Raw genomic sequence first — 13,888 nt, 5'->3', positions numbered from 1 at the left:
TGTAGTTAATGAATACCAGTCTTGAATCACTTAGAGAACTAGCCCGTCAAATAAACAACGTAGAACTACAAAAACTAGTATTAGACATTATAGACAACCCAGTACTAGCATTCACCGATATAAAACCACTAATAAAAATCGAGGAATCACCAGCAGCACCTAGAAAACACCACTTCTACACTGGTGGATTAATAATACACACGTATTCAGTAACACTCCTCGCACTGAAGATTGTAGATGTTTTCGAAGAAGTATATGGATTGAAAGTAGATAGAGACCTAGTTATAGCAACAGCCATACTCCACGATATCTTCAAATACTACCAGTACACTATAGACCCCGTTGGAGGAGGATATAAAGCACGCGAAGACTGGTATCTCTCACACGACTATAGCATCATAGCGGAATTAGCAAAGAGAAACGCACCCGATAAACTAATTAGAGCTATAAGCGAAGTACACGGTCAAGTACCGTTTTCAACAATAGAGGGGTTTATAGTACACTTAGCAGACAGTATAGATGCTCGAATCGGAGAATTCACACAAAACATACTCTTAAATAGAGTTAAAGAACTAGAAAAAACATGTAGTGTATTTAAAGCCGTAGACTACGCCGTGAAGACAATAGGGTTGAAACAAGTAATCTCAACAGCTATATCATCCAGCCAAGAATATAAGTCTTTAATAGATAAATTATGCCAGGAATTAGAGAGCAAACCCACTACTAACTAAACCTCAATGAAGGATTAATCATTTTGTTTAAAAAAGAAGTTATTTAGAATTGTTGATAATGGAAGATTATTTACAAGTCTTTAATGAATAGTGTTTAACAGCATCAATGTAGAAGTATAGTGCTGAAAACACCGATATCAACTCTGGTATTGCAGCTCCTGGAGGTATTCTAGAAGCAAAGTGGAAATACCATACAATAATGTTTACAACGATAACTAATACCGCTATTGGAACTATTTTCTTTTTTCCACTACGAATAGGGTAAATTAATACAGTGAGCAATAGAAGAATGAAGAATAATGCTGAAACCTGGAAGTGGAGCTCTCTGTAGACTTTGTCAAATGTTCCAACCAAGATTAATGCATAACCCATAAACAAGATTAAACCGCCTACTAATCTATCAGCGTCTACAATGTATTTTACACTGGTAGCAATTATTAGCGCCCCACCAAGGGTTAATCCCAAATTAAATATCCATGCCACATTGCTTTTTACTGCATGTCCTAGATCACTGAGGGCATTTTCATATATATTAAACCAGCCTGATAGTGTGGCAGCCATTGCAATAAATATTAGTGGGACAGCAATAGATAATGTAGCGAAGACTATGGGTATCCTAGAACATTTATAACCGGGTGTAGACACGACTACACCCCTATTAGAAACTACACTACTAAAGTTTATATCTACAAATATGATCAATAAAACTTATGTTTTAACTAAGTATATTCTTGCTGGTAAACCACCATGCATAACAAACCTAGTAGATTTAATCTCTACATTTGTAGCTAGTACTGCGTTTTCAAACTGCTTGGTTGAAGCTGTTATAACTACTGCTTTAATTCCTGGATACCTGTCTCTCCATGTTTTCAATAGGTCTTTGTAAAACCCTTCTATTTTCTTTAAATTGTGACTCCTTATTCCATATGGTGGATTAGTAACTATTAACTCTGCTTCTACACCAGTATACGATTCAATTCTCGCAGCATCCCCGATTTTAAATTTAATAGTGTCTAATACAAGTGCTGACTCGGCATTTCTACGTGCTCCCTCAATGGATTTAACACTTATATCCATACATGTTATTTCATAGAGGTCTCTATTCATCTCACTTAATAGTTTCTTTTTAACTAGGTCTTCTAGTAAGGAATCATGTATTTTCAGCTTTGAAAACAAGTATTCTTTTCTAAATAAGAAAATAGGGGTTTTCCTGGATTTATGAGCCGCCTCTATTACAATAGTACCTCCTCCACACAGCGGGTCTAGTAATGGTTCGCCATTGTAGCCAGCTATTCTAAGCATAGCGGCTGCAAGAGTTGTTTTTAACGCTGCGGGGTGATCGAATACTCTATACTTTCTCTTGTGGAGTGCTTCACCAGTCGTGTTTACACCAATCAAGAAGTCGTTATCTCTAATGAATACGTGTATTTCAACATCGGGTGTTTCAAGGTTTACTTTTAGTCTTCTCCCAGTTGCCTCGTAGTAGGAGTCTATTACTGCCTGTCCCACGACGCGGGCGACGTCGAGACTAGTGAATTCGTGGCTTCCAGCCCGCTCACATCTAACTGCAAATGTTGATTCTGCTGGTATTATTGTAGTGTAATCTATGGATTTAGCTTCATGATAGATATCCCTTAGATCATTGAATACCCCTCTCGCCAGTGACAAGTAGACTCTATTTATTGTTCTAGCATAATAGTTCAATAAGTACATTGCGTCGAGAGGCCCCTCAAAGAATATCTTACCCATTTCAATAGTTGTAGAGCAACCAGTGATCTCGTTTATTTCTTGTGCACCAATATCTTCTATTCCAATAGGTGTTGATGCAAACCACTTGTATTTTTCAGTCATGTCGACACCAGTATTAGAGCTGGCATTACTGGTTTCTAGTATCTAGATTTAACCAAGAAGGATTTAGTTTTATTATCGTGTGAAAAAGATAGAATTACTTGGTGTGATGAAGTGGTCCTCGAGTGATTGGTGAGCGCATCGCCCCAGCTGACTACAATTCTCCCTCTTCCTCTTCTTCTTCTACCTCGATAAAACCAATTAACTTGTCGTGTAGAGCCATTGCTATAATATCTAGTGCAGCGATCAAAGCGAGTTCTTCAATAAAACTTCTATTTTCCTTCTCTAGTAGTTGTTTTGTTACTGTAATAAACTGGTTTACTAATTCCCTGTTTTCTTCTGGTTTTAAAATAGCTTCAATGTACTTAGATGAATATTCATTGTACAATGTATCTACTACGTCATATAGTTCTTCTGCTTCTTCTTCACTTAATTCTAGTAGTCTACTTATCTTTTCAACTAGTGTTTTATTATCCATTCAACCCACCATGCTTCTATAATTCAATTAAAGCATATTATATACTGGTGTTTCATAGGGAGGATTCTTTACTATATGGTATTTTATGGTATTTTCAAGTAAATACGATATAAATCAATAGATAGTTTAAAAACTCATCCACATAATATGTAGTTTGGGGGTATTCTTGGCTAAAGGATGGGTTAGAGAATACTATGCATCTAGACTCAAAGAAATGTATGAAAGAGGCGAGTTCTGGGAGATCAAAAGGGTTATGAGTCCTGCAGGCCCCCGTGCAATAGTTGAGGGGAGGGAAGTAGTAGTTCTTGCATCTAATAACTACTTGAATCTAGCTAATGATCCTAGGTTAAAACAAGCCGCTATAGGGGCAATGGAGAAGTATGGATGGGGTCCTGGAGCAGTTTGGGCAATAGCTGGATACCATGAAATCCTAGCTGAACTTGAAAAGAAGATAGCTGAGTTTAAGAGAACAGAAGCCGGCTTGTTCTTCCCCACTGGTTTCGCTACAAATCAGGGTACTATTCCAACACTAGTTGAAGAAGGAGATTTAATAATATCTGATCAACTCAACCACGGCAGTATAATCGATGGAATAAGGCTTTCTAGAGCGGAAAAAATGATCTACAACCACTGTGATGTTGGAGATTTAGAAGACAAGCTGAGAAAGAATAGAGATAAATACAAAAAAGTCTTGATTGTTACAGATGGAGTATTCTCAATGGATGGAGATATAGCTCCACTCAGAGACATAGCCAAACTGGCCGAGGAGTACAATGCAATTCTCTACGTAGACGACGCCCACGGCGATGGAGTACTCGGCGAGGGACATGGTACACCGGCACACTTTGGAGTAGAAGAAAAAGTAGACATCCACATGGGAACATTTTCTAAAGCACTCGGCTCGAGCGGTGGAATGGTAGGATCAGACAAAGAGATAATAGAGTATATTAGAAACAGAGCGAGAAGCTGGCTACTAAGCACTGGCCCACCAGTTCCAGTTATAGCAGCAAATATTAAGGCCATAGAGATCGTAATGAGCCCTGAAGGCAAGGAGAGAATAAGAAAACTACATGAAAACGCCAACTACTTTAGAAAAGAACTACAGTCAATGGGCTTTAACACTGGTAGAAGCCAAACACCCATAATCCCAGTTATAATTGGAGACACTAAGAAAACACGCGAACTAGCAAAATCGCTCTTCGAAGAAGGAGTGTTTGTAGTACCAATAGTCTACCCAATGGTAGCACGCGGAACAGAGAGAATTAGAAACCAGGTTAGTGCAGGACACACTAGAGAAGACCTTGACAGAGCACTAGCACTATATGAAAAGTATGGTAGGAAACTAGGTATTATATAGGTGAAGATTATTGACAAGAGCACTAGTTATCGGCGCTACTGGACAAGTCGGAACAGAGCTAGTTCCATACCTACGTAAACTATATGGTAACGACAATGTAATAGCTGGATACCACCACCGTAAACCCGAACACCCCAAACTCCTAGAAGGCCCCGTGGAAAAAGTCGACGTTACAAGTAGAGAGTCCATTGAAACAGTCATTAAGAAATACGATGTCGACGAAGTATATAATTTAGCCGCAATACTCTCAGCTGCAGGTGAGAAAAACCCGCAACTAGCATGGCAAGTAAACATGATTGGACACTACAATGTACTCGAACTAGCCAGGGAATACAGGTTTAGAGTATTCTGGCCTAGTACAATAGCCATATTCGGCCCAACAACACCAAAAATAAAAACTCCACAATCAACAATAATAGAGCCGATAACCATGTATGGAATAACAAAATATGCTGGTGAACTCCTAGCACGATACTACGTCTACAAATACGACTTGGATATCAGAGGTGTTAGATGGCCTGGTATAATTAGTAGTGAAGCACTACCCGGTGGTGGAACGACAGACTATGCCGTGGAAATGTTCTACTATGCAGTCGAGGGAAAGCCATACACTTGCTATCTACGCGAAGACACAGAGCTACCAATGATGTATATGCCAGACGCTATTAAATCAATAGTTGACTTAATGAAGGCAGATAAATCAAAATTGAAGTTATTCGTGGGATACAATGTAACAGCATTTAGTTTTACACCTAAACAACTAGCAGACGAGATTAGAAAGTACATACCAGACTTCAAAGTAGAATACAAACCAGACTTTCGTCAGAAAATAGCTGATTCATGGCCTAGAAGCCTAGATGACAGTGTTGCTAGAGAAGAGTGGGGTTGGAAGCCAGACTGGACTTTTGAAGCTATGGTTAAAGATATGTTGATTAAAATAGCGGGAAAACTCGGTAAAAAACTTGAAATTAAAGAATAGACTATACTATTTCCACGTATATTTTCCTTGTTTTTTCAGCTGAATTCATCCAATTAAACTCTTCTGCTCTCATAATACAATTTCTCCTAATATGGCCTATCTTCTCCTCTCCACTCAAACCCGGCTCTAGGAGTTTTACAAGCTCTATTATTGAATTACTCATTTCACCGAGCTCTCCAACGCCAAACAACACTCCATTACCACGCTCCCAGTTAACACGGTAGTCTACTACAATATCGGTTAAACCACCTGTTTTAGAAGCAGCGACAGGTGTACCAGCCGCCATGGATTCCAGTGCAACTAATCCAAATGGCTCTATTCGACTAGGCATAACAGTAGCATTTGACGCATAGTACATTAGAATAGTGTCTCTCTTTGAAATCGATCCCGGCAATATTCTTAGATGGTCTGGATATGAGAGTAGTGCTTCAATCCACGGTATTAACTCGTTTAATTCACGGCTTAGTGGGACAAGAGCTAGAATTATTTTAATTCTAGGTATCTCTAGGGTTAATTTATCAAGTATTTTCAATAAGTAGTCAAACCCTTTCTGCCCTGCAAGCCTGCCAATACCAAAGAGTAGAGGTCCATCACTACTGAAGTTTCTATTGTATACCACTCCATATCTATCCAGTATACTTGAAAGTATTTTTGACTGCTCCGGGTCTACTAGAGATATTTTTATTTCTTCGAGCTTCTTGCGAAGTAGTTGTTCACGGAAAGACAGGCGTGTTTTAAGTAGTTGTGGGTTTTCAACGCCGTTTTCTCTAAGTGTTTTCTCTACTTCACCCCAAGTAAATGGTGATGCATTAAATACATAGTCTATTTTCCCCGCTGTATTTACACCAATATACCTAGTGAGCTGTTTTGAAAATCCTTTACTAACCGTTAATACTTTGTCAACTATTAACGCTCCAATTCTCTCTATTAATCCATTTCCAAGTTGATAATAGTGTTGAAACTCTACTACTCCGAGATCCCCCTTTATAGGTGTGTGCTCGCATATACGTGTTATTCTACATAAATCGTGTAGTTCAATTTTATTCTTTGTAGATAGGTGGAAGTGAAGTACTAAACCCGTTTTAAGCCCTCTATCTATACTGAGCGAGTTTACTGTTAAAAGTGCTGGAATAGAGTGCCAGTCGTGGCCGTGAAACACTATTTTCTCGTTTATACCATGTATTTTTTCATCCAAGTATTCTCTTACAATTCTCGCAAATACTAGTGATTTGTAAATCAGTGTTTGTGGAGAGTATACTACGGGATCGTCTAGTACACCACCTCCTATCAAGTAGTGTACTGGTTTAACACCTTCTAGTTTTTTCACGCAGTATGTTGTTCCATCAATCCAAAAAGAGTATTCTGGGTTTTCACATGTATCTATAAATCCATGATTTGGAAGGTAGAGTTCTGTTGGTATACCAATCTCGCTTAGTGCTTGTGCTAGACGTGGTGGTACCTCGGCTAATCCACCTACTTTTTTAACTAGTGTTGACTCGAAAGTAAACATTATTGACTTCAATTCTACACCCCTTACTAGCCTTCAATTCTGTGTTCTACTTCTAGCTCGAATGTTCCGTTTTTATCTAGTTCAACGTATTCAACAAACATTACTGCGAGGCCTTGAGGCATCTCCATTAATCCCTTTTCTGTTCTAGCATAACTTACTAGTCTAGCTATCCATGTCTCTACATCTCTATTGGTTTTCAACGTGATTGATGGATATACACCAGAGTGTAGTGTTATATTGTTTGCTCTACCGGTATACCAGTAGGTTATATCATATCCCTTTCCATTTACTGTATACCATGGAGACCTATTGCTCTCTCTATCAATCTTCCATGCGAGGTGGTATTCTATTCCTATTTTGCCTTTCAATACAGCGCCTCCAAGGTTTTTCACAGTGTATTTAACTCTATATCCATTGACATCTACATTTAATTCTTTTTCGACAAAGAGATTGGAGGCTTTTGAGCCATGATAGTATACTCCACCAGTTGTTCTCAAATAGAGTTTTCTTGGTTCTTCAGTGAAAGCTACGCTATACCTCTTTAATGCTAGATCACTCATATCTCTAAATGGAGTATTAAACATCCAGTCATGTATACTTGTCTCAGGGCCCCATATATGGATTCTCCAGCTCACTCTCCTATACCAATCAGGATTTACATTATATCCCTCTAGATATGGCTCTCTATACCTCGTCATTGTATCTTGTATATTGTGTTCCAAGCCGGGTTTCTTGTAGTCGAATTCAAATAGTGTTCCTCCATCTGCAAGGTCAATGTATAAATTGAGACTAGGTGATTCTAAGAGCAGTTCTTCTACACCGTCATAGTCGAAGTCTGCAAGTATTCTCTTAAATCCTATTCCATTTGTACTATAGTAGTTTATTGCTTCTTCTGCTGTCCTCTCAGCTCTAATCATGTGTTCATATAGTGCTTGTCGTAGATGGGCTAGGTAGACGCCACCAAATAATCCGTGCCAGTAGGCGTCGTTACAAAATGCCATGTAGTAGTCTAGTGGTATTTCACCGAGTTTATCTCTTGCTTTATCTATTTTCCTCTTTACCCATAACACCTTTTTGTGCATATTATTGCTCTCTGCGTATTTCACGAGGAAGTTTCTAAAGAAGCCTCCACTCCACTCTAGCATTTTATCGTAGCTACCGGTATCAAGGTAAATATATCCTTTTACACCGTGTTCTCTCAGATACTCCGAGGGGTGTACCATTACAACTCTTTTTTCACTCCTCATTTTACCTAGGAATTCACGTAGCCATGCTCTACTGGCTTCTCTATCCCACCACTCACCGAATTTCTCGGCGTCACTACCCCACAACAACATTGCATCTGGGTCTCCGGAATATGAAGCCATGTAGTTTATAACGTTGTCTGGACTACTCCATGGGAGGATATATCTTAGTTTTTCATCTATGAATAAAACCTTTGTAATATAACCACTCTCTTCTGTAATCCACGCGTATTTAGTCTTCTCAGTAGACCACCCTGTTTTTCTCAGTGTAGCATCGTCTATAACTACGTATTCTAAACCAGCTTTTGCTAGAACTTCTGGTAGCCAGGGCTCCCAAACCCTCTCGGGGAGCCAGAACCCTCTTGGTGTAAAACCAGCTAGTTTCTCGAATACCTCGATGTATTTTCTTATTTGCCCAACGCGTAGGTCGCTTGGAACAAGGGGTAGTACAGACTCGCTTATTGTTCCAGCCATAAACTCTATTGTTCCAATCTCGCCTAGTTTAAACATTTCCTCGAGCCAGTCTGGGTGATTGTCTTTAAGATATAGTAGTAGTGGTCCACTAATGTGAACTGTAAACTTTAGATCACTGAATTCCCTGAATATATCCAGGAGGAGTTTATAGCTGTTTTCAAAAATCCTCTCGTTTACATAGCGTAGCTGTCCCGTTGGCTGGTGGAAGTGAAGTATAAAGATGAAGTTCGACGGCATAATTAATCTACCCTTCAATCCAGTCTCTTATAACCTTCTTTAATTTAACTACTTTCTCCATAATATCTAGTGGTTCTTTTCTAATTTCTTCTATTGCTAATGCTAGTTCATCTAGGAAGAATACGTTTCTAATCCATGCTTCAATATCTCCTCTATTCAAGTGGAATAATATTGACTCTAATGGTGCTTTATCTAGTGTATTTAGAAACTCTATTATTGACCTAGCTGATAAACCAGTGTATTCCCCTGTTGATAGATTGAAGTGGAAGGCTTTGTTTTCTGGTACTACTAGTCTAGCTAGGATTTCACGTGGTTTCTCCTTGATCTTCTCGGCTATTTTAACTATTAATGCACTAAGAGCCTCCATGAATAATCCATGAGCTATTGCAGCGTTTTTATATGGTGAGAAATACGCGTGGACTTCTCCAATACTTCCAAATTTTGTCGCCATATAGTAGAAGTGGTCGCTTATCGTTAATAGCTTCCATAGTTTTGTTATCTCTGGATCATTTAGTGCTTTTACAAAGGGTCTGAGCTCGGTTAGTGCTTTAAAGGCCTCCCACTGCAACTCGTTGCCAAGCCATGCCGAGATATCTCTTTCATCCGCCCAGCTAATAGTAGCCCATGGAGGTACATCATATACGTCTCTTGGAGGATATTTCTCGACTACTTCACGTGGCGTTGAAAACTCTAGGTTTTGGTGTTTTCTTATCTCGCCTGGTAGCCACTTGAGAAACTCGTAAATACCTGTTTCAGGCCAGTGGTGTTCACCAAAGGTTTCATAGTCTATAGCTATAAATACTACATCTCCTGGTGTTGCAGAAAGCCATGAAGCATATTTATCGGCTGTTAACGGGTATTGATCCCACTTTCTATCACTAAATCTAAATCCAACATCATCACTCAATCTATAGTTTCTCGTTAAAACCCTTATGTCGCAGTCTCGTGTTTTATACACGTAGTTCGGGCTTCTCCAGCCTAAAACCCAGTCAACACCCTCTGTTAACATTACTTTATAACCCATGTTGTTAAAGAAACATGCTATATCGTTGTTATATGTGAACTCGGTGTTTTCTATTGAAACAGGGTTGTAGTTGAATAATTCCTGTATTATTTTTCTATGCTCTAATACTTGCTCTCTGAGCTCGTCAAATCCATAACCAGGCATGAATGCAGCTATACTATGATAGTATGTTTGCTCGGCTAGTTCAACCATACCTGTATCTACTGCTCTCTGAAATACTTCTACTACATCTCTCCTCCACTTTAACGCCTGTTCGAGGAGAACGCCACTAATACTAAATGTTACTTTAAAGGGTTTTTCTGTGTTTTTATATCTCTCGATATTCTCTGTTATTATCTTTGTAGCAGGTATATAGCATCGATCTGCTACTCTATTTAAAACATACTTGTTTAATTCCTCGTCGAATATAGCTTCTTCAACGTCTTTAACTTCCAATCTACCCTTTAACGCTTTTTCAACTAGTTTAACATGAATGTTTTTTCTAAGTCTATATGGCTGGTGAACCTCAAAGAAAAATACAAGACTGGGCATTTACTCACCAAGTTGCTTCACGTATAAAATTAGAAGACTTTTCTAAAAATACTTTATTGTTAAATCTTCAATTTAGTATAGATTTTTGCTTCATACAGCCCAGTAATGGGTATTGAAGACCATAGAGGTCTGTATAGGGATTCATAATAGAATTCATAGACAGCTCTTTCAACAATCCACGGGTAGAGGTAGAACCATATTGTTTTAGGAGATGAGGCTTCCTGGGGCATTAATATTGTTTTTAAGACTCTGGCATAGTAGCTATAAGTCATTGCTTTAACGTGTCTTATTCTCCATTCAAGTGAAGGATCGTTTTCCATCATTAAAAGAGATGTTTTATGTCTAGTGAGTGATAGTGCATTCATTATTCCAGCATGTGATAAATAGTGGAAACTCCTAATCATTGAAGCAATATCTCTTAAAACGGGTTCTTTTTCCAATCTCTCCTCGTTTGTTCTGCCCGGCTCGCCCTCGAAATCTGTAATTACAAAGTCTACTTCTCCATCTCCAGTATATATCATTTGACCTAGGTGTAAGTCTTGGTGGATACGTGCTTTCACCGCGTCTTTGTATAGTTTGGATAGTAAGTCTAATGCTTCTTCCACTATGGGCCTAGCCTCTTCTGCTTTTCTACGCCAGTATTCTAGTTCTTCTCTCTCTGTTTCTCCTAGAGATGCTTCAACTTCATCTAGTCTTTTTAGACCATTACTATACATTTTCTCTATTCTAGCCTCCCAATTAGATAGGTCTCTGCCAGTAGTGTTTTCTACTCCAAAAAATGAATCCTCGCTCTCTCTATTTAAATACAAGTGGAGCTCTCCGATAATCACTCCTAGCTTTGAGGCTAATCCTATTTCACCAGCATTTCTATTTCTCTCTAAGTATTCGAGTAGAGAATAATAGAATGGCGTTCCACCATCCCCCCTACCAGCCACATAGTCCATTATAATACTCGTTGCACGTCCTTCATAGAACAATAGGCCGTGGATCCTGGGAATGTATCTGTAGCGTAGTCGACCAAGATGCTCTAGTATTTTAACCTCGATGTTTACACCTGGTAGCAACCTATAACTCTTAAGTACTAGTTTACCATAATTGGATTCATAGACTGCAATTGTATTCGTAGATTCTAGTGTTAAAGGTTTTGAATTGTAAACACTGATTTTCTCTATTGGAGTCGTTATCTCTCTATAACTCGTCTTAGATAGTTTTCTAATTAAATCGAGGAATATAGTTGTATACTCGGCTTCTACATAGCATTTTCCACTAGTACAAAAACCCCTATTCTCCAAGCTGGATGGCACATTGTCTACTTCCACTAGTGGGAGTTGAAAGACTAATCCATTGCTTTCTATTAACAGGTAGTGCAATCTATCGACGTGGTCGTAAACCAATATGTTTACTTCTTGCCTCGTGTTTTTCCAGGGCCACCATCGAGCTCTAAGAAGATATTCTTCTAATTCATTTTTGAATTCTAAAGTTGATTCCAATTCAATCTCCATATTCTACTATTTTTCACTAGCTAATAGTATTTTCTCTCTGTCGAGGAGTTTAAGCGAGATATATAGTATGGCGATTGATACCAGTGTCAATACTAGTATACACTGTGCTGTTAAAGCGTAGTCTCTATATACATAGCTTTGAATAGCTAGAATACTGTGTGTATATGGTGAAACATACAGTATAGTTAGAATATTTGGCGGGAGTTTGTAGAAGTCTACTATCCAACCCGACACGAAGAAGGCCAAGCTGATTATTGAAATCAAGCTGGCGATACTCCCAGCTGATTTAATGCTCTTAGCACGGGTTACAAATGGTAGAGAAATAGAGACTGTTACCAGTATTGATAGAAATGCCGTGAGCGCGTGGAGTACAATGAGTATAACATCTAGTGCTCCACTAAACCACCCGCCAAGAACTACTACTAGTAGACCATAATATACTAGTAAACCAGCAATGTCTGATATAGACGCAATTAACCCTATAATCGAAGAAGCAATGATTTTAGAAATAACTGCATCTCTAATTCCAGCGGGTGAAGAGAGTAGCATTTCAATGGTTTTTCTCTCTCTTTCACCAACAATACCATCTACAATATATGTTGCTGCTGGTGTAACAATAAATGTAAATGTTAAAATTAAAAGTCTAGCTATAAAAGGCCTTAAAATATCTTCTGGTTTAGCTGGTTCACCAGTAGGTGCTATGTATATAGGTATTTTAATTTGAATAGGATCTCTTATAGCATTTGGATCTATTTCCTCCATACCAGCTCTAGAAGCCAACTCTTTAATTCTCTCAAGTGATAACACAGTAGATAACCATGATATAATGCTTCTAACATCTCCTTCAGCTCTAGAAACCCTTTCTTCTGACACGCCAGCTCTCTTAACGATTTCTACATACATAACTCTATAATTCGTATAGTTCTCTGTAAATCCACGTGGTACAATAACTATTAAGTCGAAAGATAGGTTTCTCGCCACTAGTTCATAATTGCTTGTCTCATATACAATATATCCTTTTTCTACAAGTGATTTCCCCAGGGCTTCAATAAACCAGTTTGACACATCTCTATTATCCATATCTACTAGTGCAATATTTACTGGTTGATAAGAGAGTAGTATAGCAGTTAGAAATGCAATTGCTGTTAGAGACAGTATTGGTGATAGTATAGTTGTTGCTAGTAGTTTTCTATCTCTAGTTATCTCTTTAAACTCCTTCCATAAAACAGCATTTAACGTCTTCTTCATACATATCCACTCGTTGCTTTCTCAAAGACCTCTTCTAGGTTTTCAGCACTATATTTTTCTAGTAGTTCTCCAACTGTTCCCTCTGCAACTATTCTACCATTGAAGATCAAGCCAACTCTATCACATAAATACTCTATTTCCAGCATATTGTGGCTACTAACAATTACAGATGCTCTGGTTTCCTCAACGTACTTCTTTATCACTCTTCTAACATTGAGACTGGCATGGACATCTAATCCAGCTGTTGGCTCGTCGAGGAGTGCCAGTCTCGGTTTTCTCATTAATACAAGTGCTAGTAAGAGCCTCCTCTTCATTCCCTTACTATAACTCCTTGTGTAATCTCTAAGTCTCTCTCCCAGTCCAGATAGTTCAATACCATACTCAATACTCTCTTTTTCCAATCCATATAGTTTTGAATAGAAGTAAAAGTGTTCATAACCAGTTAGAAAATCATATGTTCCAGCTTCCTCGGGGAGATAACCGATAATTCTTCGTGTTTCACTGAAGTTTACATAGGGGTCTAGTCCAGCTACCCTGACTGTTCCACTAGTTGGTTTTACCAGTCCAGCTACAATTCTAAGAAGAGTTGTTTTACCAGCTCCATTAGGGCCTACAAGACCATAGATTTCTCCTTCTCTAACTCTAAGTGTAATACCTTTAAGTGCTTCTAGACGCCCATATACTTTTCGAACACCTACGACTTCAACAATAAAACTCATACTATC

General features: G+C 38.6%; 12 protein-coding genes. 3 read left to right on the top strand and 9 right to left on the bottom strand.

What is annotated here, in order from left to right:
* Positions 1 to 8 precede the first annotated feature (8 nt).
* Complete coding sequence (locus tag ACZ5YP_RS07540; protein WP_464835130.1) at positions 9 to 731, top strand: HD domain-containing protein; 723 nt, start codon at positions 9 to 11, stop codon at positions 729 to 731.
* A gap of 66 nt (positions 732 to 797) precedes the next feature.
* Here the strand turns inward: ACZ5YP_RS07540 and ACZ5YP_RS07535 are convergent, their stop codons facing one another.
* From ACZ5YP_RS07535 to ACZ5YP_RS07525, 3 genes are all read right to left on the bottom strand, one after another.
* The gene (locus ACZ5YP_RS07535) at positions 798 to 1,376 is read right to left on the bottom strand and encodes a DUF998 domain-containing protein (RefSeq protein ID WP_464835129.1); all 579 of its coding nucleotides are present in this window, start codon (positions 1,374 to 1,376) and stop codon (positions 798 to 800) included.
* Between the two features lie 63 nt (positions 1,377 to 1,439).
* Positions 1,440 to 2,582 (bottom strand): tRNA (guanine(6)-N2)-methyltransferase, encoded by a 1,143-nt coding sequence (trm14, locus tag ACZ5YP_RS07530; protein WP_464835128.1) that lies wholly within the window; start codon positions 2,580 to 2,582, stop codon positions 1,440 to 1,442.
* A gap of 151 nt (positions 2,583 to 2,733) precedes the next feature.
* Positions 2,734 to 3,057: a hypothetical protein gene (locus ACZ5YP_RS07525; protein ID WP_464835127.1), complete on the bottom strand. Its 324-nt coding sequence runs from the start codon at positions 3,055 to 3,057 to the stop codon at positions 2,734 to 2,736.
* Between the two features lie 166 nt (positions 3,058 to 3,223).
* Between ACZ5YP_RS07525 and ACZ5YP_RS07520 the strand changes: the two genes are divergently transcribed.
* Together ACZ5YP_RS07520 and ACZ5YP_RS07515 are read left to right on the top strand one after the other, a co-directional pair.
* On the top strand, positions 3,224 to 4,414 hold the full coding sequence (locus ACZ5YP_RS07520; protein WP_464835126.1) for an aminotransferase class I/II-fold pyridoxal phosphate-dependent enzyme: 1,191 nt from the start codon (positions 3,224 to 3,226) through the stop codon (positions 4,412 to 4,414).
* A gap of 10 nt (positions 4,415 to 4,424) precedes the next feature.
* Positions 4,425 to 5,393: an NAD-dependent epimerase/dehydratase family protein gene (locus tag ACZ5YP_RS07515; RefSeq protein ID WP_464835125.1), complete on the top strand. Its 969-nt coding sequence runs from the start codon at positions 4,425 to 4,427 to the stop codon at positions 5,391 to 5,393.
* Between the two features lies 1 nt (position 5,394).
* Here ACZ5YP_RS07515 and ACZ5YP_RS07510 read toward each other — a convergent pair whose 3' ends face one another.
* Genes ACZ5YP_RS07510 through ACZ5YP_RS07485 form a run of 6 tightly spaced genes read right to left on the bottom strand, consistent with a single transcriptional unit; the run spans position 5,395 to position 13,882 of the window.
* The gene (locus tag ACZ5YP_RS07510; protein WP_464835124.1) at positions 5,395 to 6,915 is read right to left on the bottom strand and encodes a glycosyltransferase; all 1,521 of its coding nucleotides are present in this window, start codon (positions 6,913 to 6,915) and stop codon (positions 5,395 to 5,397) included.
* A 14-nt stretch (positions 6,916 to 6,929) separates the two neighbouring features.
* A complete protein-coding gene (locus tag ACZ5YP_RS07505) occupies positions 6,930 to 8,858 on the bottom strand; it encodes an alpha-amylase/4-alpha-glucanotransferase domain-containing protein (protein ID WP_464835123.1) in 1,929 nt (642 codons plus the stop codon).
* 7 nt (positions 8,859 to 8,865) lie between these two features.
* Entirely contained in the window at positions 8,866 to 10,413 is a 1,548-nt protein-coding gene (locus ACZ5YP_RS07500) for a glycoside hydrolase family 57 protein (RefSeq protein ID WP_464835122.1), read from the bottom strand.
* A 59-nt stretch (positions 10,414 to 10,472) separates the two neighbouring features.
* Complete coding sequence (locus tag ACZ5YP_RS07495) at positions 10,473 to 11,903, bottom strand: alpha-amylase (RefSeq protein WP_464835121.1); 1,431 nt, start codon at positions 11,901 to 11,903, stop codon at positions 10,473 to 10,475.
* Positions 11,904 to 11,921: 18 nt separating this feature from the next.
* Positions 11,922 to 13,163, bottom strand: a complete 1,242-nt coding sequence (locus ACZ5YP_RS07490; protein ID WP_464835120.1) for an ABC transporter permease — start codon at positions 13,161 to 13,163, stop codon at positions 11,922 to 11,924.
* Positions 13,160 to 13,882 (bottom strand): ABC transporter ATP-binding protein, encoded by a 723-nt coding sequence (locus tag ACZ5YP_RS07485; RefSeq protein WP_464835119.1) that lies wholly within the window; start codon positions 13,880 to 13,882, stop codon positions 13,160 to 13,162. Before ACZ5YP_RS07485 ends, ACZ5YP_RS07490 begins: the two co-directional genes overlap by 4 nt.
* Positions 13,883 to 13,888: the final 6 nt, after the last annotated feature.

The organism is Sulfophobococcus zilligii (genome assembly GCF_055398255.1).
The sequence above is the reverse complement of the archived record's forward strand: the minus strand, read 5'-3'. Positions and strand labels throughout refer to the sequence as shown.